The following is a 24,881-nucleotide window of genomic DNA, read 5'->3' on the forward strand; positions in this document are numbered from 1 at the left end:
CACGCCCGCCGCGCCCCCCGCCCCGCCGCCGCCCGGTGCGGTGGCGCAGGGCGATGCGGCCTGGCGGCAGGCACTGGCACCGCCCGGCCCGCCGGTGACGGAGGCGCTGCTGGCGCGCGGTGCCGACCGCTACCTCATCTATTGCGCAATCTGCCACGGACCTGCCGGTGCGGGCGATGGCCGCGCGGTGGCGCAGGGCTTCCCCGCACCGCCACCCCTGCCGGCGGAGGCTGCGCGCAGCATGGCCGTGATCGAAGCCAACCACGCCCGCGCGCACCCCTTCGCGGACCGCCTCTCACCTTCGGATCGCTGGGCCATTGCCCGTTTCGTGGAGCGTTTGGTGCCATGAGGATCGCGGCAGGCCTTGGCCTGGGCGTTGCCGCGCTGGCGGTGGTGGTGTTCGGCGGCCCGGCGCTGGCGGAGGCGTGGCTCACCGGTTTCGTGCTCTGGGCCCATATCGCCGTCGGCGCCGTCGGCGTGCTGGCGCTCGGTCACCTGCTGCGGGAGGATTGGCTGGCGCCGGTGCGCCTGCCGCTGGAAGCCGCCGCGCGCAGCCTGCCGCTGCTGGCGCTGATGGCGCTGCCCGTGCTGCTGGTGCCGGAACATCTCTACCCCTGGGCCACCGACCCCACGCTGCCCTCGGACAGCCCGCGCGCGGCCCTTTTGCAGCCCTGGTTCTTTCGGCTGCGCGGCGTGGCCTGCCTGCTGGTCTGGGCGCTGCTCGGCTGGCGCCTGGCGCGGCCGGGGCCGCATCCGCGGCTTTCCGTGCTGGCACTGGTGCTGCTGCTGCCGACCACCACCCTGGCCGGCTTCGACTGGGTGCTGTCCCGCGACCCCACCTGGTATGCCAGCCTGCAGGGCTTCTCGATGTGGGTGGCCGGGCTGGCCGCGGCGCTGGCGGCGGCGATCCTGGCCGCGCGCACCCATCCGGATTCGGAAGGCCTGCCTGGGCTGGAACGGGCGCTGCTGACGCTGGCGCTGGCCGTGCTGTGGCTGTGGTTCACCCAGTTCATCGTGGTGTGGATGGCAGACCTGCCGGAGGAGGCCGCCTGGTACCTGCGGCGGCTGGATGAATGGCGCTGGCTGCAACTGGGCGTGGCGCTGCCGGCCGTGCTGCTGGCCATCGCGCTGGCCGCGCCGCCGGACCATGGGCGCTGGCGCATGGTCGTGGTGTGCTGGCTGCTGCTGGTGCAGTTCGCCGCGCATCTGTGGTGGGTGGTGCGGCCGGATGCGCCGCTGGCGCAGCCTGCAATCTGGCTGGATGCGGTGGTACTGGCCGGTCTCAGCCTGGCCTTCGGGCTGTGGTGGCGGGCGGAACGCGCCGGCCTGTCTACTGCCGCGGCGGCACGGATTTCGAACGGGGCTCAACCGCCCGGGGCTCACGGGGCTCCGGCTCCGGCCCATGCCGCCGCCAGGGCCAGCGGCCTTCGATCTCCACCTCCAGCGACAGGCTGAGCACGGTCCGGATCAGCACGATCAGGCCGAGGGTGGCCACCTTCTCCAGCGTCATCGGCGCGGCGACGGTGTGGACGATATCCGCCGCCACCAGCAATTCGAGCCCGAGCAGGATCGCCCGGCCGAGATTGGCCCGATAGGGGATGAAGGCCTCCCCCCAACCCGGCGCGCCGCCCCGCAGCCCGGCGCGCAGGAACAGGAAGCTGGTGACCACGACACCGGCGAGCAGCGCCAGGATGCCGGCCAGCTCCAGCCCCGCCGCCACCCAATTCGCCATCATGCCTACCCAGGCCCCGGGGTCATCATCCGCCATGGCCAGATAAAGCGGCCAGGCGGGGAATGGTTGCGGGAACCGTTGCGCGGGTTTTTCGTCATAGCCGGAATGGATGCCAGCAACCCGCGCGCCCTGCCCGCCCTGCACCGGCTGCTCGACCAGCCCGAGGCACTGGCGCTTTGCGCACAGCATCCGCGCGCCGCGGTGGCCGGGGCGTTGCGCGCGCATCTGGCGGCCTTGCGCGGGCAGGGTGCGCCCTTCGTCGCCGAAAATGCCTTCGCGGCGGCTGGGGCCACGCTGGCGGCGGCGGCGCGGCCCGGGCTGCGGCGCGTCATCAACGCCACCGGCGTGGTGCTGCACACCAATCTCGGCCGGGCACCGCTGCCGCAGGCGGCACGCGATGCGGTGGCGGCGGAGGCCGCGGGCTATTGCAACCTGGAACTGGATCTCGAGACCGGCCGCCGCGGCCATCGCCATGCCGCCTGCAGCACCCTGCTGTCAGAACTCACCGGGGCGGAGGCCGCGCTGGTGGTGAACAACGGCGCCGCCGCCATGCTGCTGGCACTGTCTGCCCTGGCCGCGGGCGGGGAAGCGGTGGTCTCGCGCGGCGAGCTGGTGGAGATCGGCGGCGGTTTCCGCATCCCGGACGTGATCCGCCAGGGTGGCGCGCGGCTGGTGGAGGTGGGTGCCACCAACCGCACGCGCCTGGCCGACTACGAAGCCGCCATCGGTTCGGAGACCCGCCTGCTGCTGCGCGTGCATCAGAGCAATTTCTCGCAGATCGGCTTCACCGCCATGGTGGAACCACGAGCGCTGGTCGCGCTTGCGAGGACACGCGGGCTGCTGTCGGTGGTGGATCTCGGCAGCGGCGCGCTGGTGGATCTGTCCGCCCACGGCCTGCCGGCGGAACCCACCCTGGGGCAGGCTGTGGCGCACGGCTTCGACCTGGTGGTGGCGAGCGGCGACAAGCTGCTGGGCGGCCCACAGGCGGGGCTGCTGCTCGGGCGCGCGGCGGTGGTGGCGCGGCTGGCGAGCCACCCGCTGATGCGGGCGCTGCGCTGCGACAAGCTGACGCTCGCCGCGCTGGAGGCGACGCTGCGCCTGTATCGCGACGCCGCCGCGCTGCGCCAGGCGGTGCCCACGCTGGATATGCTGGCCGCCACGGCGGAGGAGATCGGCGCCCGCGCCGCCCGCCTGCTGGCGTTGCTGCCGCAGGGGTTCGCGGAGATCATGCCGGGCACCTCCCTGGTCGGCGGCGGATCGCTGCCCGCGACGGAACTGCCCACTCAATTGCTGGCGCTGCACGGCCCGGCCGAGGCGCTGGCGCGGCGGCTGCGGCTCGGCCGGCCGGCGGTGATGGGGCGCATTGCCGCGGACCGGCTGCTGCTGGACCTGCGCACCGTGGCGGAAACGGAACTGCCGGCCCTCGCCGCCGCGCTGCGGGCGGCGGCATGAGAAGCGTGCTGGCTGGCGTGCTCGGCCATGTGGATCACGGCAAGACCGCACTGGTGCGCGCTTTGACCGGCATCGAGACGGACCGGCTGCCGGAGGAGAAGGCGCGCGGCATTTCCATCGCGCTCGGTTTCGCCCGGCTGGTGCAGGAAGATGCCGAGATCGACCTGGTGGATGTGCCGGGGCATGAGCGTTTCCTGCGCACCATGATCGCGGGCGCCACGGCCATGCAGGCGGCGCTGCTCTGCATCGATGCGCGGGAGGGCGTGCGGGCGCAGACGGTCGAACATGCCGAGGTGGCGGCGCTGTTGGGCCTGACGCGGGGCGTGGTTGCCATCACCCGCTGCGATCTGGCGCCCGGCGATGACGCCGCGGCCGAGGCGCGGGCGCTGCTGGTACGGCTCGGGCTGGGCGGCTGGCCGGTGGTCATGACCTCCGCCGTTGACGGCGCAGGCATCGACGAATTGAAGGCGCAGCTTGCCCTGCTGGCGCGGCCGCGCGAGGCCACCGGGATGGGCGCCTGGCTGCCGGTGGACCGCGCCTTCTCCCGCCCCGGCGTGGGCACCGTGGTCACCGGCGCGCTGCGCCGTGCGTCGCTGGCGGTGGAGGATGAGGTGGAGATCTGGCCCGGCGGCCAGCGGACCCGGCTGCGCGGCGTGCAACTGCACGGCCAGGCCGTGGCGCAGGCGCAGCCGGGCCGGCGCACCGCGCTGGCGCTGCGCGGCGTGACGCCGGCGGAGGTGCCGCTGGGCAGCGCGCTCGCCACGCCGGGGCTTCTGGCGGAATCGCGCCGGCTGGATGCGCAGGTCATGCTGCTGGCATCCGCCCCTGCCTCCGTACGGCGGGGCGAGGTGCTGCGCCTGCTGGTCGGCACGACGGAGGTGGGTGCCAGGCTGCATTTGCTGGAGGACGCGCTGCTGGCCCCCGGCACCAGCGCCGTCGCGCAGCTTCGGCTGGATGCGCCGCTGGCGGTCCCGGCGCGGGAGCGTTTCGTGCTGCGCACCGCATCCCCGCCGCGCACCATCGGCGGCGGCGTGGTGCTGGACCCGGCGGCGCCGCGCCGTTCCACGCGCGACGCGCCGCTGCTGCATGCGATGCAGGCCGCCACGCCGATTGCCGCGGCGGCGCTACGATTGCAGGCCGCGGGACCGCAGGGCGCGGCCACGGCCGCCCTGGCGCGCGTCGCGGGTCTGCTGCCGGAGGCGCTGGACCTGCCCGATGCGGTACGGCTGACCGGCGACCTGCTGCTGCACCGGGAGGTTCATGTCGCGCTGGAAGCCGCGGCGGTGGCGGCGGTGGAACAGGCGCAGCACCAGGACCCGACGGCGCCCGGGCCTGCCCTGTCCGCGCTGCGCGCCGCGCTGCCGCGGGCAGCGCCGGTGGAGGCGCTGCTGGCACGGCTGGTTGCGTCGGGCACGCTGGACCTGGCCGCCGGGCGCTTCACCCGGCGCGGGCTGGACCCGCTGGCGCTGCTGCCGCCGGCGGCGCGCGCGCTGCTGGATGCGGTGGAGGACGCCTTCCGCAACGGCGGCCTGGCACCGCCCGATGCGTCGACGGTGATCGGCGGCCAGCGCCCGCGCGCACAGGCCGTGGCCCTGCTGCTGCGCCGGGAGCATCTGATCCGCGCGCCGGATGCGGTGCAGAAGCGCGAGGTTCTTTTCCATCGCAACGCGCTGGCTGTGGCGCGGCAGAGATTGCGCGACAACTTCGCAGACAGCCCAAGCGGTTTCCTGGTCGGCGAATGTGGACGCCTGCTCGGCATTTCGCGCCGCTTCGCGGTGCCGCTGCTGGAGCGGCTGGATGCGGAGGGGCTGACACGGCGCGATGGCGACCGGCGTTACATCGTCACGGAACCAGTACGCCCATTGGGCGCTTGAAGCGACGGAGGCGACTGGTGGCCTGGTGGCCCCCGCGGTCTTCAAAACCGTTGGTCCGCTCAACCCGGATGGTGGGTTCGATTCCCATCCGCCTCCGCCATCACTCCGTATCCTCCTGCGGCCGCAGATAGGCGAACCAATAGGCCAGGCCGATGCTGGCCCCGCCGATGATGTTGCCGATGGTGACCGGCACGAGATTGCCCACGAAGCTGCCCAGGTCGATCGGCCCCGCCGAACCCTGCACCAGCCAGCCGAAGGGGATCAGCGACATGTTGGCGACCGAATGTTCGAAGCCCATGGCGACGAAGGCGGCGATCGGCGGGATGATGACCAGCACCTTGTCCGCCGCACTGCGGGCCCCGAAGGCGAGCCACACCGCCAGGCAGACCAGCATGTTCGCCAGGATGCCACTCGCCAGTGCCGGCCAGAAATCGAGCTGCACCTTGCGCGTGGCCGTCGCCAGCGCCGCGGCGCCGACCGCGCCATTTCCCGCCTCATGCAGCCCACCCTCATAGGCCAGCCAGACGATGGCGACGGAGCCGACGAGATTGGCGATATAGGCCAGCAGCAGCGCCCAGAGGATGGGCGCGAAGCCGGCGCGGCCTTCGGCCCAGGCCACCACCAGCAGCGTGTTGCCGGTGAACAGCTCCGCCCCGCCCAGCAGCACCAGGATCAGGCCGAGCGCGAAGACGACCCCGGCCAGCACCTGCGCCGGGCCATGCGGTACCACATCGCTCGTGCCGGCCAGCGCCGTCATCGCGAACAGGCCCCCGAAGGCGACATAGGCGCCGGCGAGAAGCGCCAGCATCAGCAGCACGGGCGCATCCAGCCCGGCCTTGGTCTTGCCCTTCTGCCGCGTCGCGATGGCGATCTTCTTCGGGGGGCGGATGTCGCCCGGTTGTGCGTCGCTCATGCCATGGCCTCACTGCCTTGAAGCGCCGTGCGCGCCTGTTCCAGCCTTTCGCGCCGGAAGCCCATGATCGGCACCGCGCCCGACCAGGTCAGGCTCAGCACCGCATTGATGCAGGACAGCCGCGCATCAAGCGCCGGTGTCGCGCCCTTCGCGCGCCGTTCCGCCACGAGGATATCGCGCAATGCGACGACGCAGCGCAGCGCCTGCATCGCTTCCTCCACCGTGGCGGGTGGCGAGACGGCAATCAGCCGGTCCAGTGATGCGAGTGCCGCGTGGCGGGCTTCGGCTTCCATGCTCATCGCTGCGTCGTCCGAAAGACATCCTGCGGCCGCTTGGCGCTTTCATTGCCGGCCAGCAGCACGCCGTGACGCATGGTGGCACTGCCGAGCAGCATGGCGATGGAGGCGGCCTCCGGCATCAGCGTCGCGGCGCGGCCACCGATGGCGCGGCCGAGCGCCTGAGCGGCGAAGGGTAGCAGGAAGCCGGCGATGGTGCCGCCGCCCTCGATCATCGCGGCCGGCTTCTTCGCCGGCTCGATCCCGGCCCGCGCCCATTGCGCCTTGGCGGCCTGCGCGGAAACCGCCTCAACCCCGCCCGCCAGCATCGCCAAACGTTCGAGGCGCCGTGCCACGTCATCCTGCCCGTCGCGGCGTTGCAGCAGCGCGAGGGCGGAGGCCGCACCGGCCATTGCGGCGCTGCCGAATTGCGCGGCGAGCGGCGTCGGCGCGGCGGCCCAGAGCGGTGTGCTGGTGGAGGACAGCAGCGATGCGGTGTAGACGCTCATCCCCGCCCCGGCCATCGCGGCGGGCCCCTGGGCCGTATCCGCGACGCGGCGCGCGAAGGGCCAGCGGCGACCGAACAGATCCCCCACCACGCTGAGCGCGGAGAGGCCGCCAAAGGCCGCCAGCAGCCAGGACCCCATCGACATCGGCGAGGTCGGCCGTGCGATGCGCAACATGTTGTACCAGCGAGACGGCGTCTTCAGGTGCCGGATCAGGATCAGCGGCCCGAGGATCGAACCGCTTAGCGCAAGCCACCGCGCCTGCCGCGCCAGGCCGCTGTCCCGGTTGGCCACGCCGGCAATGATCTGCGCGGAGCCGGCGATGCCGAGGATGAAGATATAGGTGGAGACTTTCCAATCGAAGCTGCTGGCCTTGGTGACCGGACGGCCGTGATAAGTCTCGCCATTCCACTCGTTCATCGCCGTCCCACTCCGATCATCACCGCGGCCACCGCCAGCCCGGCAATGGTGGCGAGGCCGGTCAGGAAGGACGGCGCCGAATTGCGGCCCGGGCGCTTCGGGCGCGGTGGCAGGTTGTAGACCTCCGGCTGTTCCGTCAGCAGGAAGAAGGCGTTCAGGCGATCGAGCCCCGGCCCGGTGCCCGGCGCATCCGGCGTGCCGTACAGATAGGCCTTCGGCTGACCCTGTTCGTGCAGTTGCTCGACCCGCATCTCGGCCCGCGCGATCAGGTCGCCGAGTTCGCCGAACTGGATGCTGTCGGTCGGGCAGGATTTCGCACAGGCGGGCTCCAGCCCGCCCTTCAGGCGGTCGTAGCACAGCGTGCATTTATGGGCCTTGCCGTCTTCCTTGGCCAATTCCACCACGCCGAAGGGGCAGGCCGGCACGCAATAGCCGCATCCATTGCAGATATCCTGCTGCACCACCACGGTGTCGAATTCCGTGCGGAACAGCGCCCCCGTGGGGCAGGCCTCCAGGCAGGGCGCCGGGCTGCAATGCTTGCAGACATCGGACATCATCAGCCAGTTGGACTGATAGGGCGGCATGGCGGTCGCGTCCGCCACCTTCTCCTTGAAGGTCACGTGGCGCCAGGTGCTGGCGTTCAGCTCCCCGGTATTGTCATAGCTGTGCCCGGTCATCGGGCCGATCTCGGCAGGCAGCCCGTTCCATTCCTTGCAGGCCACCTCGCAGGCCTTGCAGCCGATGCAGAGCGTGGTGTCGGTGAAGAAGCCGTAGCTGCGGCCGGGCTCGATGACGCAGCCGGCGGTGATCTCCGATTCCTGCGGGATCGGCTCCTGCGGGTCCAGATCCGTGTATTGGTGCACACGTTTATGCGCCAGGCCGCCATCCATGCTCAGGACCCTCCGCCGCGGGCGATGCGGCCCGGTCGCAACGCGCAGGTCAGCGCCTTGTTTTCATGCATCGCGGTATTGGCGTCGCCGACGACCGCCGTCAGCACATTCGCGATGTCGCCCGTCGCAAAACCTTCCCAACCGAAATGCCAGGGCATGCCGAGCTGCCAGACTAGGCGGTTGCCGAGGCGGAAGGGACGCAGCCGATCCGTCACCAGCGCCCGCGTCTCCACCTCCCCCCGCGCCGTGGACAGCACCACCCATTCGGTGTTGCGGATGCCGAGTGCGAGGGCGAGCTCGGTCGGAATCTCGCAGAACCCCTCCGGCATCAATTCCGCCGTCGTCGCCACGCTGCGCGTCGGTGTGCCGCCGGCATGGTGCTCCGTCAGGCGGTAGGTGGTCAGCACATGCGGGTAGCGCGGGTCATCCGTTTCATGCAGCGGGTTGTCGCCGTGTTCCCAGCGCTTCGCCGCCGGGCTCGCATCCTGGGCATAAAGCGCGTTGTGCACCGGGCTTTCGATCGGCTCGTAATGCGCCGGCAGCGGGCCATCCTTCAGGCCGCTCGGCACGAACAGGCCGATGACGCCGTCGGGCAGCATGATGAAGGGCTGGTCGCCGCGATGCGCCTTGATGCCGGCCGGCTTGCTGTCCCAATCCGGCTCGAAATCCGGGCGCTTGTCGGGCGGGAAATCGACCTTGTCCGGGCTGTCCCACTTCTCCGCCGCCGCGTCCCACCAGACCAGCTTCTTGCGCGCCGACCAGGGCTCGCCTACGGGATCGGCGGAGGCGCGGTTGTTCAGCGTGCGGCGGTTGTCCGGCCAGGCGAAGCCCCAGCCGAGATGCGTGCCCGGTCCATCCGGACCGTCCGGCTTGCGTGCGCGGGAGAGGTTCTTGCCGGCCTCCGGAAACACGCCGCTATAGATCCAGCAGCCGCAGGCGGTGGAACCATCATCCTTGAGGTCCGCGAAGCCGCTGATCTGCGTCTTCTCCGGCCAGGTATAGCCGTTGATCTCACGCAGCACGGCCTCCGCATCCGGCTCACCCTCGCCATCCACCGGGTAGTCCCAAGTCAGCGCCTGGATCGGGCGATCTTCATCCCGCGTGCTGGTGGCATAGGCCTCTTTCAGCAAACGGCCGAGGTGGTAGGTGAACCACAATTCGGAACGGCTCTCGCCCGGCGCATCCACCACCTTGTCGTGCCACTGGATCAGCCGGTGCGTATTGGTGAAGCTGCCGGCCTTTTCGCCGGAGAGCGATGCGGGCATCAGGAAGACCTCGGTGCCGATCTCCTCGGGCTTCATCTCGCCATCGCGGATGATGTGGCCGTCGCGCCAGAAATTCGCGGTTTCCGTCTCTGCGAAGTCGCGCACCACCAGCCAGTCCAGCTTGGCCAGGCCGCGCTGCACGAGGCGGCTGTTGCTGCCACCGACGACGGGGTTCTGCCCCATGACGAACAGCCCCTTGATGATGCCGTCGCGCATCGCGACCGTCATCGGCAGCTGTGAATGGTCACCCGTCATTCGCTGCAGGAAGTCGAAGCCGAAGCCGTTCTCCTTCGTGCCCGCATCGCCATACCAGGCGCGCATCAGGCTGGTGGCGTATTTCGGGAAGTTGTTCCACCAGCCGGTCGGGCTGGTCTCGGCTTCCAGGTAGTCGGCGAAATTGCCATGCGGCTTCATCGCATGCGGCTGCGGCATGTAGCCCGGCAGCATGTCGTACAGCGTCGGGATATCCGTGCTGCCCTGGATGCTGGTATGGCCGCGCAGCGCCAGGATGCCGCCACCCGGGCGACCGACATTGCCGAGCAGCCCTTGCAGGATCGCGGAAGCGCGGATGATCTGCACGCCGGTGCTGTGATGCGTCCAGCCCACGGCGTAGCAGATGGTGCCGGTGCGTTCGCGGCCGCTGTTGCGGGCCATGGCATCGGCCACCTGCAGGAAGGTCTCCCGCGGGCATCCCGTCACCTGCTCCACCATCTCCGGCGTGTAGCGGGCGAAGTGGCGCTTCAGGATCTGGTAGACGCAGCGCGGATGCTGCAGGGTCGGGTCCTTCGGTGTGGGCCCGTCATGCAGCCGCTTCGTTGCCTCGGCGAAACCCTCGGCCTCCAGGAAGCTCTCGGCGAGGGATGAGGGCACCATCAGCCCCTCATACTGCCAGCTCGTCGGGCTGTAGCGCTTGGTTTCCTCCGACCAGCCGGAGAACATCCCGGCGAGTTCCTCCGGCCCCTGGTAGTCCTCGTCGATGATGGTGGACAGGTTCGTGTAGGGCAGCGCGAAGTCGCGGAACCACAAATCGTTCTCCAGCACATGCCGGATGATGCCGCCGAGGAAGGCAATGTCGCTGCCCGCGCGCAGCGGCGCGTAGATATCCGCCATCGCGCTGGTTCGCGTGAAGCGCGGATCGGCGTGGATGATGGTGGCGCCGTTCTGCCTGGCCTGCATGGCGAAGCGGAAGGCGATCGGATGGTTCTCGGCCATATTGGAGCCCATGATCAGCACGCAATCCGCGCGCGCCAGGTCCCATTGGGGCAGCGTCGCCGCGCCCCGGCCGAAGGTGGCACCCAGACTGGGCACCGAGGAGGAGTGTCAGACCCTCGCCTGGTTCTCGATGAAGGCCATGCCGAGGCCCCCCGAGAACAATTTCTTCATCAGGTAGTTTTCTTCGTTGTCGAGCGTGGCGCCGCCGAGGGAGCCAAGGTTCAGCGTCTGGTTCAGCCGCGTGCCATCCGGCAGGTGGCTGACGAAACCCTCATCCCGCGTCTGCTTCGTCAGCTCCGCGATGCGCTGCATTGCCCAGTCGAGCTTCACGCGGCGCCAGGTGGTGCCGCCGGGTTCGCGATGCAGGCAATGGTCCAGCCGCGCCGGGCTGGTCAGCAGCGACATGGTGGCCGCGCCCTTGGGGCAGAGCGTACCCTGGTTGATCGGGCTGCGCGGATCACCCTCGATGTGGATCGGGCGGTTGTCCTTGGCATAGACCAGCTGCGCGCAGCCGACGGCGCAGTAGGGGCAGATCGAGGTGCCGACCTTGTCCGCCTGTTCCAGCCGCGGTCGCAGGGTGCGGGAGGCTTCGCTCTCCGCCGCCTTGCCACGATGCGGCGCGCCGGCGATCTGCCGCGGCACGGACCAGTCCTTGACGATGCGCGCGATGCGGCGTGCGGGTGGCTTCGTCATGACGCGGTCTCCTGCATGTCATGGGCGATCTGCGCGCGCAGGCCGGGCGCGGCGCTGTGGCTGACGCGAACCTGGCAATTCACGAAGCCGGGCAGATCCTGCGACTGCACGGCGGAATCATGGGCGAGGATGAACAGCAACCCGCGCCCCTCCGCCGTCAGCAGGCGGAAGCGGCCTTCCTGGGCGTACAGCACGGTCCCGGTTGCGGAATGCCTCATGCAGATGAAACTCCGTTCACGCATCCGGGTTCCAGGCGAATGTTCGGGGGTCCTTTTTCAACCACGGCGATGGCCGCCGCCATGCTGCCAGCCGCGCGCAAGGCGGCCAGGCAGGCGCCGGCCCGGGCCGCCGGTATGCCCGCCAGCAGGCCGCCCGCCGTCTGCGGGTCCAGCAGCAGCCCCAGCCGGGGCGTGCTGCCCATCAGGTCCGGCACCGCGGCGGCACGGTTGCCCGGGTCAAGCGTGCTGAGGTGCCCGGCCGCCAGCATCGCCTCCGCCCCCTCCAGCGCCGGCACCGCCTCCGGGTCCAGCCGTGCCGCGGCGCCGGAGGCGCGCAGCAGTTCCAGCAGATGGCCGAGCAGTCCGAAGCCGGTGACATCGGCGCAGGCCGTGGCGCCATGGGCCGCCAGCAGGCGCGCGGCGGGCAAGGGGCTCAGCTGCATCTGCCGCAGGGCCGCATCCACCCAATCCGCCCGCGCCGCGCCGGCCATGGCGGCGGCGAGCAGCGTGCCGGTGCCGAGCGGCTTGGTCAGGATCAGCACGTCGCCTGGCCGCAGCCCCCCGCGGCGTAGCGGCGCATCGGCAGCCACCTCACCTGTGATGGCGAAGCCGAGCATGGCCTCCGCCGCCTCCGCCGTGTGGCCGCCGACCAGGCGCGCGCCTTCTGCCTCCAGCACCATCTGCCCGCCGCGCAGCATGGCCAGCAGATCCGCTTCCTGCACCGCCTCCGCTGCCGGGGGCAGGGCGGCGATGGCGAGCGCCACGCGGGGTTCGGCGCCCATGGCGGCGATATCGCCCAGCGCATGGGTGGCGGCGATGCGGCCGAACAGGAAGGGGTCGTCCACCGGGGCGCGGAACATGTCCACCGTCTGCACCAGCAGGCGGCCCGGCGCCGTGGGCAGGCGCAGCAGCGCGGCATCGTCCGGCGCGTCCAGCCCCGTGACGATAGCGGGCGAGGCCGCGGCCCGCGGCAACGCCGCCAGCACGCGCGCCAGGACTGGCGCGGCCAGCTTGGCGCCACAGCCGCCACAGCGCATCGGGCCAGGCGCGGCGGGTGCCGGCGGCTTCGGCATGGCCGGCATCCGGTCCTGCATGCCGATCCAGCGGCGGTCGATCGCATCCTTCAGCCGCAGCGCCCAGCGGCCATTCGCCACCGCGCCGCCCCAGTCGGCGATCGCCGTATCGCCGGTGGAGACCAGCGCCAGATGCCGCCGCTGCGGCCGGAACGGGCGCGGCGCCTGGCCGGCCAGCACGCGGTGCAGGTTCTGCGCCAGCGGTGCGCCCTGCCGCACCGCGAAAACGCCGGCCCGCGGGCGCGGATGGGGCAGCACGCTGGCCAGGTCGCCGGCAGCGAAGACGCTGGGATGCGACAGGCTGCGCAGCGCCGCATCCACCGCGACGAAGCCCTGCGGGCAGCGCGCCAGCCCGCTCGCTTCCAGCCAGCCGGGCGGCGCCGCGCCAGTGGCCCAGATCGCCGCATCGCAGGGAAGCGCGTGGCCATCCGCCAGCCACAGCGCATCCGGCGCCACACGAACCACCTCCGCATGCGCATGCCAGGCGACCTGCCGGGCAGCCAGCGCCGTCGTGGCGGCGCGGCGTGCCTGCGGTGCCAGCCTGGGCAGGGGTGTCGCGCCACGCCCGACCAGCCCGATGCGCGCCCCGTTGCCCAGGCGGTGGCGCAGCGCCAGCGCCACCTCCAGCCCCGCCGCGCCGCCACCCACCACCAGCAGCCGAAGCGGGCGCCGCGCGGCGCGGTCCAGCAACTGCGTCCAGCCTGCCAGGAAACGGTCGAACGGCCGCAGCAGCAGTGCATGGGCGGCGGCGCCGGGCGCCAGGGCCGGCGCGGCGCCGGTGTTCAAGGACAGCAGGTCGAAGCGCTGCGGCGGCCGGCCCTCGGCGAAATCCACCTGCCCGGCCTGCAGGTTCAGCCCCATCGCCTCGGCCCGCAGGAAGCGCGCCCCGGCGGCCCGCGCCAGCCGCGGCAGGTCGATGGTGCAGTCGCGCGGGGCGAAGCGACCGGCGATCAGGCCGGGCAGCATGCCGGAGTAGAGGGCCTCCGCCTCCCGCGCCACCAGCGTCACGCGGGTGCCGGCGGGTGCCGGGCGGCGGGCCAGGCGGCGCAGCACGCCCAGATGCGCGTGGCCGCCCCCCAGCAACACCAGCTCCCGCTCCACCGGCACATCGTTCAGCATGTCATTCCCTGTTGCGCCCGGCCTCCATGCTGGGGTCGGAAGCCAACGCGGCGGTGGTGCCCGCGTTCAACGCCAGCAGGGGCTGACAGGTGGCCAATCGGGAAAGGGTCGGCGGATCGGCAAACCGCAGCGGTTGCAAAACAACGGCTTGCCGGCACGCGGGACGCAACAGAACGAAACCAAATCACGAGTTTGGCACTTCGCAATCACGTTCGAGTCGCCTAGCTGTTAACCATTGGGGCGCCTGACACTCGGCATGAGACGGGACGGGAATGACCGGTACAGCACGACGCGCCCGCTTCCTTGTCCTTCCCTGCTGCGCCCTGCTGACCGGGCTCACCCTGGCCGCGGGCGCCGCCCTGGCGCAGGCCCCGCCCGCGCCGCCGCAGGGCTCCCCGATCCCCCGCCTGGCGCCGCCCGCCACCCCACCGGTCGGGCCCGGCCTCGGCACCGCCCCCGCGGCCCCCGCCGCCGCGCCCGCCGGCACGCTGGCGATCAGCACCGTCACCCTCCAGGGCGCCACCGCCCTGCCGCCGGCGCGGCTGGCGCCGCTGACTGAGGGACTGACCGGTCCCGCCGTGCCGCTGGCGGCGGTGGAGGCGGCACGGGCGGCCATTGTCTCCCTGTACCGGGAGGAGGGCTACGTCTTCACCGCGGTCGATGCGGTACTGGACGCCCAGGGCAATCTCCGCCTGGTGGTGGCGGAGGGCCATGTGACGGAGGTGCTGCTGGAGGGCGATATCGGCCCCGCCGGCACCCAGGTGCTGCGCTTCCTGAACCGGCTGATCCTGCGCCCGGCGCTGGATGTGGCCAGCCTGGAACGCGCGCTGCTGCTGGCGCAGGACATCCCCGGCGTCGCGATCCGCAGCGTGCTGCGCCCGGCCGGCACCGCGCCCGGCGCGCTGACGCTGGTGGCGCAGGTCAGTCGCCGGCCCGTCACCGGCTACGTCACCGCCGACAACCGCGCCTACCGGCTGACCGGGCCGGAACAGGGGCTGGCCGCGGTGCAGTTCAACAGCTTCACCGAATTCGGCGAGCGGACGGAGCTGATCCTGTTCGGCGCCGCCGGCGAAACGCAGATCTTCGGCCAGGCCTCGACTGAATTCTTCCTCGGCGGCTCCGGCCTGCGCGCGCGGGCCTATGCCGGGCAGGGCCGCGCCACGCCGTCCGGCGCGCTGCGCGGCATCGGCTATGAGGGGGAGACGACGACGGCGGGCCTGGCGCTGTCCTACCCGCTGATCCGCCGCCGCTCGGAATCCCTGCTGCTGACCGGCCAGTTCGACCTGATCGAGAGCGAGATCGAGATCGACGGCGCCAATGGCCGCACCACGCGGCTCAGCCGGGATTCGCTGCGGGTGCTGCGGATCGGCGCCGAATGGGCGCGCTTCGACCTGTGGCTCGGCGAGGCCTTCCCCGCCGCCAACAGCGCCACGCTGCGGGCGTCCCGTGGGCTGGAGGCGCTGGGTGCGGAACGCAATGGCAATGCGGATGCGGCGCGGCTCGGCGCGCAGGTGGATTTCACCAAGCTGGCCTTCGAGGTCAGCCGCCGCCAGGCGCTGTTCCAGCCCTGGGCGGGCGCCGATGTGGCGCTGGTCGGCACGCTGGCCGGGCAATGGTCGGATGACATCCTGCCGCTGTCGGAGAAATTCTACCTCGGCGGCGCCCGGCTCGGCCGCGGCTTCTACGCCGGGGAGGTGACGGGCGACCGCGCGCTGGCCGCTTCCGCCGAATTGCAGCTCACCACCAGCTTCGAGACGGAGGCCTGGGGCACGCCGCTGCGGCTGCTGCCCACCTTCTATGCCTTCTACGACCATGGAAAGACCTGGGAGAACCAGGACCAGGACCCGGACCGCCGGCTGCGCTCCACCGGCCTGGGCGTGCGGATGCCGGTGAATGAGGTGGTTGAACTGCAGTTGGAGGGGGTGCGCCGGCTGACCCGCCGGCCCAACCCCGGCGCCGCCGAGGTCAAGGCGGATGCGCTGTTCTGGCGCGTCCTGGCCCGTTTCTGAAGGGATCCAAGCCATGGCCGCACCCCGCACACGGAACTGGCGCAGCGCCCTGCTTTGCGGGACGGCTTTGGTGCCCATCCTCGGCGGCGTGGCCCTGGCGCAGAGCGCCCCTGGCGCAGTGGCGCAGATCGCGCCCGATGCGCGGCCGCAGGGCGGCCAGGTGGTCGCCGGCAGCGCCAGCATCGCGCAGAACCCGGCGCTGACCAGCGTGCAGCAATCCTCCGAACGCGCGGTGGTGGATTGGCGCAGCTTCAATATCGGCCGCGACCACACGGTGCAGTTCCAGCAGCCCTCCGCCGCTTCCATCACGCTGAACCGCGTGACAGCGCCGGATCCTTCGGTGATCGCCGGGCGGATGACGGCGAATGGCCAGATCGCGTTGGTCAACCAGTCCGGCGTGCTGGTGACGCAGGGCGCGCAGATCCAGGCGCAATCCGTCATCATCTCCACCGCCGATATCAGCAACCAGGCCTTCATGGCCGGTGGCCCCCGCCTGACCTTCGACCGCCCCGGCCAGCCCGGCGCGCGGATCGAGAACCAGGGCAGTATTTCGGTGCGCGAAGCGGGCCTCGCCGCGCTGGTGGCGCCGCAGGTGGCCAATCGCGGCACCATCAGCGCGCGCATGGGCCGCGTGATGCTGGGCGGCGCGGATACGCATACGATCGACCTGCATGGCGACGGGCTGCTCTCGCTGGAACTCACCAGCCCGGTGCGCCAGGCGCCCGCGAATGGCGATGCGTTGGTCAGCAATACCGGCCTGATCGACGCCCCCGGCGGCACCGTGCTGCTGACGGCGCAGGCGGCCGACGGCATCGTGCAGGACCTGGTGCGCGCCGGCGGCCGCATCGCCGCGGATGGTACCGGCGGTGCCGCGGCTGGCCGCGTGCTGGTGCGTGGCACGGGCGGGTCCGTGCGGATCGAAGGCGAGGTCACCGCCAATGCGCCGGAGCCGGGCGGCACCGGCGGCAGTGTCTCCGCGCAGGCGGATCGCGTGGCGGTCACCGGCACCGCGCGCATCGAGGCATCGGGCCGCGCCGGTGGTGGCCGCGTCGCGCTCGGCACGGACCGGCGCGGCCGGGTCGCGCCCGGCATGGCGCGCCGCACCACCATCGCCCCCGGCGCCACCATCCGCGCCGACGCGACGGAGCGCGGTGCGGGTGGCGAGGTGCTGGTCAATTCCACCGAGGTCACCGCCCATGCCGGCGCGATTTCCGCGCGCGGCGGGCCGCAGGGCGGCGATGGCGGCTTCGTCGAGGTCTCCGGCCAGCGGCGTCTCGCCATCACCGGCGGCATCGATGTTTCGGCGCCGCAGGGTGCGGCGGGCAGCATCCTGCTCGATCCCGTGTTCCTGTCGATCGTCGCCGATGACGATCCGCGGGTGAACATCGACCCGTCGCTGCTGAATGATGGCGTGCTCAGCGGCGGCGAGGGCAATGATTCCTTCCTCGCCACCGGCGTGGTCGGAAGCTTCGCCGGCAATCTGCGGCTGGAGGCGACGGCGGACCTGACGGTGGAGGTCGCGCTGACCAAGGCGCTGGGCGGGCTGGCGCTGGTGGCGGGTCGCAACCTCACCATCAACGCACCGCTGATCCTGCAGGACCCGGACCCGGCGCTGGTGCTGCTGCTGTCGGGCGCGCAGATCGCCATCAACGCGCTGACCCAGGTGCCGGCGAGCGGGCGCATCAACCTCCAGACGCCAAGCTTCGTCGGCAACAACATCGTGCAGGCCGGCGCCGGGCGCTTCGTCGGCGGCGTGCTGGACAGCGGCGCCGATTCCATTCCTGGCAGCTTCAACCTGATGGATCTGCAGGGCGACAACGCGATCGGCAGCCTGGGCGATCAATTCGCCAGCACGCTGCTGTTCCGCAACACGGCGCCGTTGACCATCCCGTCCGGGGCGACGGTGCAGGCCTCGACGCTCCGCATCGATGTCGATGGTGGCGACCTGGCGGTGGATGGCGCGGTGATCGCCGCCAACGGTCCCTTCGCCGCCACGCTGCGCGCGAGCGGCGACATCAGCGTGACGGAAGGTGGACGGGTGGAGGGCGACGGGCTGCGCCTGATCGCGGGTTTCGACTTCGCCTCCGGCGCGCCGGATGCCGCCGCCGCGGCCGCCCTGCGCCTGTCCGGCACCATCCAGGGCTTCTTCAGCGATGGCGGGCTGAACGACGTGGAACTGACGGCCGGCGCCGGCGGCATCCTGCTCAGTGGTGCGCAGATTCGCGGGCTGAACCTCGACCTGACCGCCGGGGCCGGCGGCATCGCGCAGACCGGCGGGCGGATCTTCATCGGCCAGCAGCTTCGCGTCACCACGCCGGGCGACGCGGCGCTGGCGGTGACGCCGGCGGCGGCCCTGGACGGCAACCGCATCGGCGCCCTCGGCCCCAGCAATGTGACGGGCGATTTCAGCCTGACGGCGCTCGGCGCGGAGGGTGGGGTCAGTCTGTCCGGTGATATCCGCGTCGGCGGCAGCTTCACCCTGCGCTCCCGTGCAGGCGGGATCAGCCAGGCGGAGGGTTCGCGCCTGCTGGTGGGCAGCCTGGATGCGACGACGCCAGCGGGCATTCGCCTGGATGGCGACAATGAGATCGCCGTGGTGCAGCAACTGGTCGGCGGCGGCTTCAACGATGTGGTGCGGCTTCGCAACGTCACCTCGCTGGAGGTGGCGGGGGCGATGGTCGCGGAGGACGCCTTCGCCACCATCGATGTCGAGGGCGGCGACCTTCTGGTCAGCGGCATCGTCAGCGGTGGCAGCGGTGTCGCGTTGCGCGCCAGCGGCAACACGACGCTGGCCGCCGGCAGCCTGGTGCGCGCCGATGGCGGTGCGGCGGTGGAGCTATTGGCCGGCCTCAACCCGGCGACGGAAGCCACGGACCTGCCCGGCGGGTTGCGGCTGGCGGGCACGCTGGGCGATGCGGCCGGTCTCAACACCCTGGCGCTTGGCGCCGGGACGGGTGGCATCCAGCAGACCGGCGGCCGGCTGGTCGGACAGGGCCTGAGCCTGGTTTCGGGCGGCGATGCCATTCTGGACCGGGGCGGCGACCAGGCCGGCCTGCGCAACGCCATCACCGGCAGCCTGGGCAGCCTCACCATCCCTGGTGACTTCGTGCTGGACAATGGCGCCACGCCGATCCTGCTGGCCGGCAGCATCATCGCCGCGGCCAATATCGGGCTGCGGACGGACGCGGCGCTGAGCCTGGCGGAGCCGAGCTGCTTCCCTGCCTGCGCCAGCGCCCCGGCCGGCCTCGATGCCGGTGCCGGGCGCATCTCGCTGCGGGCCGGGGACCTGGCCGTGGTGCCGGGCGGCTTCATCCGCGGCGGGCTGGTGGAAGTGGCACCGGCGGTGCCGGGCGACATGGCCGTGCTGTTCCCCGCGCCGGAGTCCGGCAGCCTGAACCTGACCCCGGACGGGTTCGCGGCAATCCAGGCGACGACCCTGCGGCTTGGCGCCGCCACCTTCCGCGGCGTGACGGAAACCACGGCAGCGGGCCTGCGCTTCGGCGGCCCGCTGGCGCTGGACGGCACGCTGGACCTGCGCAGCCTCGGCGGCGTGACGCAGCTTGCCGGCGCCGATCTCGATGTGGCGCGGCTGACCGGCACAGTCATCGGGCAGGTGACGCTGACCAATGACGGCAACCAGTTCGGCGTCGTGGGTGACTTCACGGCCGGCGCCGGCCTTGCCCTTGGCACCGGCGGCGCCCTGCTGCTGGATGGGCTGGTCCAGACGGATGGCACGGCCGCGCTGGCCGCGTCGGATGGCATCGAGGCTTCGGGAGCCGGGCGGGTCCGCGCGGCGCGGCTGGATCTCGACTCGGGCGGCCCCATCACCCTGTCCGGCGCGAACACGGTGGCGGCGCTGGGCAGCGTCGTGACCGGCGGCAACATCGACTTCCGCAATAGCGGCGACCTGCTGCTGGATGGCCTGGTGCAGGCCTCCGGCTTCAGCATGGCGCTGAATGTGGTTGGCGCACTGACGCAGTCACCAGGTGCGGGGCTGCTGGTTACGTCATTCGGCGGCAGTGCCACCGGCGGCGCCACGCTGGGGGGCGCGAACCAGCTGGCGTTCCTCAACGGCTTCAGTGCCGGGGCCTTCGACTTCGTGCTGAACAACGCCACGCCATTGCTGACGCTGCCGGCGGCCAGCGGCGTTGTCGCGGACGGCGCGGTGGTGGTGACCCAGGCCGGTCTCCTGGCGGTGGACGGCACCATCACGGCCGCGGGTATCACGCTGCAGGCCAGCGACATCAATCTTGCCGGAGTGCTGCAGGCGAACAACGCCGTGACACTCACCGCCTTCGACATCCAGGCCACCGGCACCGGCCGCATCTCCGCGCCGCTGCTGTCGCTGAACGCAGAAGGGGTGGTGGCGCTGGAGGGCGCGAACGAAGTCGCGGTGCTGGGGGCGTCCAGCCTCGGCGGCGGCTTGAGCTTCCGCAATGCGGGCAACCTGTTGCTGGCTGGAAGCCTGGACGCCGCCGGGCAGGATGTGGCGCTGGATGTGACCGGCACGCTGACGCAGTCGCCCGGCGCCGGCACCGGCATCACCGCCGCCGCGCTGTCCGGCCGCGCGACGGCGGGCGCCACGCTGGGGGGGGCGAACCAGCTGGCGCGCATCGAGGGTTTCGATGCCGGGACCGGCGATTTCGTGCTGGCCAACACGGCGCCGCTGCTGGCGCTGCCACCCGGGCGCATCCTGCAGGCGGGCGGTACCCTCGCAATCACCCAGGCGGGCGACCTGCTGATCGACGGTACCGCGACCGGCGCCGTCACCACCCTCGATGCCACCGGCCTCCTGACCGTGAACGGCTTCTCCGCCATCGCCCGTGGCGGCGACCTGCTGCTGCGCGGCGACAATGTGGCGGTGGCCGGGCTGATCTCCGCGCTGGGGGAGATCGGCGTGGAGGCGGCCAATACGGCAAGCCTCGGCGGCACCGCCACCGGCAGCCTGCTGCGCGTGGCCGCCCCCAGTGTCAGCTTCGCCACGCTGGATGCCAGCGGCACGCGGGTGCTGCTGCAACTCGGTGGTGGCGGTGCCGCCACCGGGGCGCTGGACGCGCTGGCGCTGGAGGTCTCCGGCGGCAGCGGTGCGTTGCTGACCGGCACCATTGCCAGCATCGCCGGCGGGCCGGCGGCGGCGGAGGGACGGCGCAGCAGTGCCTCCGGCACGCTACTGCCGGACCCGCCGGAGCCGACCGCCTTCCTGTTCAATGGCTGCCCGATCGGCGTGCCGCTGTGCGGCGCGGTACCGCCCGTGCCGCCCTCCGAGGGCCCCGGCGAGCCGGAAGTTCCGGTGCTGCCCGAGGTTCCGGTTGGGCCAGATCTGCCGCCCGGGATTCCGTCCGTGACCCCGGTGCCGCCGGCACCGCCGGCCGCCGGGATCGTCACGCTGCCGGAAGGCGCCGTGACCGCCGTCAACAACCCCGCGCCGCTGATCGAGGGGCTGGACCCGGCGGCGCTGGCCGCGATGATGGCGCAGACCCGGCCCTCCGCCCCCAATGTCACCAGCAGCTTCGCGCGCGATCGTGGCGAGGCGGAAGACCTGGCGCCGCCCAACATCCGCGGAGGCGATTTCTGATGCGCAAGGCCCCGCTATTCCTGCTGCTCGCCCTGGCGGGCTGCACCCTGCCGCCACCCTCCGCCCTGGTCGCCACCTCGGCTGAGAGCGCGGCGATGGTGGATCTCGGCCAGACCCCGGCGGGGGATTCCTGCCGCCTGGCCCGCAGCGGCAATGGCGGGGACGTGTTCTGCGGCGACTGGACCGCGCCGAGCGCCCGCATCCGCAGCATCGCCGCGCCGGACGCGATGGCCGGCGCCACCAGCCTGTCCGCCGCCCTGGCCTCCCAGCTCGATTGCGGCGCGCCGCGCGCCACCCGGGTGCTGGGCGGGCAGCCGGCGGCGTTGCTGGAGTGCCGCCGGCGCGTCGGCGGCTGGCCGGCCTTCGCCATGGCCGCGGAAAGCGGCGGCCGGGTCTGGCAGGCGGATGGCGTGCTGCCGGCGCTGCCGGCGGCCGAACGCGCCATCGGCGTGCTCTCCGGCCGGCTGGGCGCGGAGGCGGCGCCACTGCCCTCCGATGCCATCGACCAGATGGCGGCGCGCCTGGCGCGGGAGGCTTTCGCCACTGGCGATCTCGGCCGCTTCGAACAGCTGATGGCGGTGGGCCGGGACGCCAACCAGGCGGAACGCTTCGTCGCCGCCGAAACCGCCTATCGCGCCGCGCTCGCCTTGCAGGAACGGGTGCCGGGCGCCGATCCCTCCGGCCGCTTCACGCCGCTGGTGCTGCTGGCGCTGCAACTGTCCAACCAGGGGCGCTATCCGGAGGCGGAGGCGCTGCTGGCCCGCGCGGCGGAACTCGCGCCGCGCGCTGCGGACCCGATGGCGCCGGCCATGCTGGCGCATTACCAGGGGCTGCACCTTGCCAATCGCGGCCAGTACGCGGCGGCACTGGAACGGCTGGAGCGTGGCGCGGTGCTGTATACCGCGCTGGTCCCGCCGGAGCTGCGCAGCGGCCGCATCGCGCCGGCCGGCAGCGGGCCGGGCTTCGACCTGGGCGGCCTGGCGGTGGACCCGATCGCATCGCGCGCCCTGGTCGGGCTTGTGGAGGCAAGGCGCAACCGCGCCGCGGTGCTGCGCCGGCAGGGCCGCTACGCGGAATCCGCCGCAGAGGCCGAAGCCGCGCAATCCCTCGCGCGCGCGGCCCAGGGGGCGGAGGGTGCGGATCTGATCGCCGCGCGGCTGGCGCGGACGGATGGCGCGGCGGCGGCGGGCATCGGCCGCCTGGCCAGTGCCGATGCCAGCTTCGCCCGCGCCGCCGCCCGCTTCGCCCGCGGCGTGCCCCGCTCCCGCCCCTATGCCGAGACGCTGCTGCTGCGGGCGGCGCAGCGCCAGGGCGGCACCCCCGTGGCGGCGCTGTGCGAGGAGGCGGTGCTGGTGCTGCGCGCGCTGCGCGAGGGCACCACGGCGGAGCGTATCGCGCCCTGCCTCGATGCCTTCATCGCCCAGGGCGCCACCGATGCCGCCTTCGAGGCGGCGCAGCTGGCCCAGGGCAGCGTCACCACCACGCAGATCGCGAGCGCCGCGGCACGGCTGACGGCCGGGGCGCGTGACCCCGCGGTCGCCGCCGCGCTGCGCGCCAAGGATGAGGCGGAACGCGCGCTGGTCCAGTTGTATCGGGCGCGCGATGCCGCGGTGGCGGAAGGGGCGCCGGCTGCCGAACTGGCCGCCTTCGACCGCCGCATCGGGCAGGGCGCGGAGGAAGCCGCGCAGGCGGACGCCATCGTGCAGGCCGCCGCCCCCGGCTTCGCGCAGCTCGTGCAATCCGTGGCGAGCGCGGAGGAGGTGCTGGCGGCGCTGCGGCCGGGGGAGGCGCTGGCGCTCAGCACCATCCCGCCGCAGGGCCGGGGCTGGAGTTTTGTCCTGCTCGATGGCGCCATCACCGCGGCGCCCTTGGGCGCCGACGGCGCGGAGGTGGCGGCGCTGGTGGCGCGGGTGCGGGCGGGGGTGGAGGATGGCTCCGGCCGCCAGGCCTTCGATGCCAGCGCGGCGCATGAATTGTACCGGGCGCTGTTCGCCGGCGTTGCCGCGCCTTTGGGCCGCGCGACGGCGCTGGTGGCGGTGGCGGAGGGGCCGATGCTGTCGCTGCCCTATGGCATCCTGGTCACCGCGCCGCCGCCGCAGCCGCGCAGCCATGTCGGCGCGGCGTTCCTGCTGGACCGGCTGCCGATCTCCCACCTGCCGGCCCCGGCCAGCCTGGTGGCGCTGCGCCGCGTCGCACCCTCCCAGGCGCCGCGTCCCTGGATCGGTTTCGGCGCGCCGCGGCCGGTACCCGCCAGCTTTGCCGCGCGCAGCTTTCCGGCCGCACCGGAATGCGGCCAGGGGCTCGCCTCGCTGGAGGCGCTGCGCGGGGCGGAGGTGGAGTTGCAGGCGGCCGCCCTGGTCACCGGGTCACCCGCCACCGCGCGCCGCACCGGCGCGGCCTTCACCGCGGCGGCGGTGCGCCAAGCCGATCTGCGGTCCTACCGCACGGTGCATTTCGCAACGCATGGCGTGCTGCCGAGCGACCTGGCCTGCCTGACGGAGCCAGCCATCATCGCCTCCACCGCCGCTGCGGGCCCGGATGCGGCGCAGGCGCTGATCACCTCCGGCACCATCCTCGACCTGGAGCTGGATGCCAACCTGGTGCTGCTGTCGGCCTGCAATTCGGGCGGCGGCATCGCGGCGGGGGAGAGCCTGTCGACGCTCGCCCGCGCCTTCTTCTTCGCCGGCGCGCGGTCCCTGATGGTGACGCATTGGTACGTGGACGACATCGCCGCCGCCCGTGTCGGCGTGCTGACGCTGGAGGCGATGCAGAACGGCGATGCGCCGGCCGTTGCGCTGCGCAAGGCGCAGCTGGCGCAGAAGCAGGTGGGCGGTGGCGCGCATCCGGCGGAATGGGCGCCCTTCGCGGTGCTGGGGGCGCTTTAGGCGGCGATCTGCGCCGCCACCGCCTCCGCCACATCGCGGGTGCCGGAGCCGCCGAATTCGGCGGTGCGCAGGCCGTTGGCGAAGGCGGCATCCACCGCCGCCTCCAGCTCCGTCGCCGCATCGGACCAGGCCTGCCCTGCGCCGCGCGTGCCGAGCCAGTCCAGCATCAGCGCGGCCGAGAGCAGCATGGCGGTGGGGTTCGCCACACCCTTGCCGGCAATGTCCGGCCCGGTGCCGTGGCTCGGCTGGAACACCGCGTGCGTGTCACCGATATCGGCAGACGGCGCATAACCCATGCCGCCGATCAGCCCGGCGCCGAGGTCGGAGATGATGTCGCCGAACATGTTCTCCATCGGCAGCACGTCGAAATCCCAGGGCCTCCGCACCAGGTCGAGCGCCATCGCATCGATGTAGTGGTGGCCGGAGGGGACGTCGGGGAATTCGGCCGCCACTTCCTCGAAGATGCGGCGCATGAAGGCCATGCTGAGGAACACATTCGCCTTGTCCACCAGCGTCACCTTCTGCGGCCGGCGCAGCCGCTCCGCGCGGCGCTCCGCCAGGCGGAAGGAAAACCGCGCCAGGCGTTCGGTGGTGGCGCGGGTGATGACCATGGTGTCCCGCGCCTCACGATCCTCGATCATTTCGCCGCGGCCACGGGCCCAGAACAGGCCCTCCGTGCTCTCGCGCAGGATCACCAGGTCGATCTTCTCGGCACGCGGGTCACGCAGCGCCAGCGGCACGCCGGGGATGGCGCGGATCGGGCGGACGCC

General features: G+C 72.4%; 15 protein-coding genes and 1 tRNA gene. 7 read left to right on the forward strand and 9 right to left on the reverse strand.

The genetic code is table 11. The annotated features are described in order from the left end of the window. Positions 1-349, forward strand: a 349-nt coding sequence (locus tag Q8S40_RS19730; RefSeq protein ID WP_305671761.1) for a cytochrome c, incomplete at its 5' end; no start/stop codon positions are given. Between the two features lie 981 nt (positions 350-1,330). Here the strand turns inward: Q8S40_RS19730 and Q8S40_RS19735 are convergent. Next, positions 1,331-1,768, reverse strand: coding sequence for a DUF1622 domain-containing protein (locus Q8S40_RS19735; RefSeq protein WP_305671762.1), 438 nt, complete (start codon positions 1,766-1,768; stop codon positions 1,331-1,333). A gap of 69 nt (positions 1,769-1,837) precedes the next feature. On the opposite strand from Q8S40_RS19735, the gene selA reads away from it, so the two are divergent. The 3 genes from selA to Q8S40_RS19750 all read left to right on the forward strand — a co-directional run bounded on the left by selA (position 1,838) and on the right by Q8S40_RS19750 (position 5,158). Beyond that, entirely contained in the window at positions 1,838-3,184 is a 1,347-nt protein-coding gene (selA, locus tag Q8S40_RS19740) for an L-seryl-tRNA(Sec) selenium transferase (protein ID WP_305671763.1), read from the forward strand. Continuing rightward, entirely contained in the window at positions 3,181-5,058 is a 1,878-nt protein-coding gene (gene selB / locus Q8S40_RS19745; RefSeq protein ID WP_305671764.1) for a selenocysteine-specific translation elongation factor, read from the forward strand. Before selA ends, selB begins: the two co-directional genes overlap by 4 nt. Before the next feature lie 6 nt (positions 5,059-5,064). Further along, positions 5,065-5,158: transfer RNA gene (locus tag Q8S40_RS19750), tRNA-Sec, on the forward strand. Here Q8S40_RS19750 and Q8S40_RS19755 read toward each other — a convergent pair. From Q8S40_RS19755 to selD, 7 genes are read right to left on the reverse strand one after another with little or no spacing between them, the layout of a single operon-like run. Then, positions 5,159-5,971: a formate/nitrite transporter family protein gene (locus Q8S40_RS19755; RefSeq protein WP_305671765.1), complete on the reverse strand. Its 813-nt coding sequence runs from the start codon at positions 5,969-5,971 to the stop codon at positions 5,159-5,161. Further along, complete coding sequence (locus tag Q8S40_RS19760; RefSeq protein ID WP_304815000.1) at positions 5,968-6,270, reverse strand: hypothetical protein; 303 nt, start codon at positions 6,268-6,270, stop codon at positions 5,968-5,970. The genes Q8S40_RS19755 and Q8S40_RS19760 overlap by 4 nt, the downstream gene beginning before the upstream one ends. After that, the gene (gene nrfD, locus Q8S40_RS19765; protein WP_305671766.1) at positions 6,267-7,172 is read right to left on the reverse strand and encodes an NrfD/PsrC family molybdoenzyme membrane anchor subunit; all 906 of its coding nucleotides are present in this window, start codon (positions 7,170-7,172) and stop codon (positions 6,267-6,269) included. The genes Q8S40_RS19760 and nrfD overlap by 4 nt, the downstream gene beginning before the upstream one ends. Then, positions 7,169-8,062, reverse strand: a complete 894-nt coding sequence (locus Q8S40_RS19770; RefSeq protein ID WP_305671767.1) for a 4Fe-4S dicluster domain-containing protein — start codon at positions 8,060-8,062, stop codon at positions 7,169-7,171. The genes nrfD and Q8S40_RS19770 overlap by 4 nt, the downstream gene beginning before the upstream one ends. A gap of 2 nt (positions 8,063-8,064) precedes the next feature. Next, positions 8,065-11,232 (reverse strand): formate dehydrogenase, encoded by a 3,168-nt coding sequence (gene fdh / locus Q8S40_RS19775; protein ID WP_305671768.1) that lies wholly within the window; start codon positions 11,230-11,232, stop codon positions 8,065-8,067. Beyond that, entirely contained in the window at positions 11,229-11,450 is a 222-nt protein-coding gene (locus Q8S40_RS19780; RefSeq protein WP_304814994.1) for a hypothetical protein, read from the reverse strand. Before Q8S40_RS19780 ends, fdh begins: the two co-directional genes overlap by 4 nt. Then, entirely contained in the window at positions 11,447-13,642 is a 2,196-nt protein-coding gene (selD, locus tag Q8S40_RS19785; protein ID WP_305671769.1) for a selenide, water dikinase SelD, read from the reverse strand. The genes Q8S40_RS19780 and selD overlap by 4 nt, the downstream gene beginning before the upstream one ends. A gap of 272 nt (positions 13,643-13,914) precedes the next feature. Here selD and Q8S40_RS19790 point away from each other — a divergent pair, with 272 nt between their 5' ends. The 3 genes from Q8S40_RS19790 to Q8S40_RS19800 are packed head-to-tail and all read left to right on the forward strand — an operon-like array spanning position 13,915 to position 24,111. Further along, on the forward strand, positions 13,915-15,651 hold the full coding sequence (locus Q8S40_RS19790; RefSeq protein WP_305671770.1) for a ShlB/FhaC/HecB family hemolysin secretion/activation protein: 1,737 nt from the start codon (positions 13,915-13,917) through the stop codon (positions 15,649-15,651). 13 nt (positions 15,652-15,664) lie between these two features. Further along, complete coding sequence (locus tag Q8S40_RS19795) at positions 15,665-21,226, forward strand: filamentous hemagglutinin N-terminal domain-containing protein (RefSeq protein WP_305671771.1); 5,562 nt, start codon at positions 15,665-15,667, stop codon at positions 21,224-21,226. Next, the gene (locus tag Q8S40_RS19800; RefSeq protein ID WP_305671772.1) at positions 21,226-24,111 is read left to right on the forward strand and encodes a CHAT domain-containing protein; all 2,886 of its coding nucleotides are present in this window, start codon (positions 21,226-21,228) and stop codon (positions 24,109-24,111) included. The genes Q8S40_RS19795 and Q8S40_RS19800 overlap by 1 nt, the downstream gene beginning before the upstream one ends. Here the strand turns inward: Q8S40_RS19800 and Q8S40_RS19805 are convergent. Beyond that, positions 24,108-24,881, reverse strand: a 774-nt coding sequence (locus Q8S40_RS19805) for an isocitrate/isopropylmalate family dehydrogenase (RefSeq protein ID WP_305671773.1), incomplete at its 5' end; no start/stop codon positions are given. The two genes, Q8S40_RS19800 and Q8S40_RS19805, sit on opposite strands and share 4 nt — an antisense overlap.

This window comes from Falsiroseomonas sp., assembly GCF_030695085.1.
Classification (GTDB): Bacteria; Pseudomonadota; Alphaproteobacteria; order Acetobacterales; family Acetobacteraceae; genus Falsiroseomonas.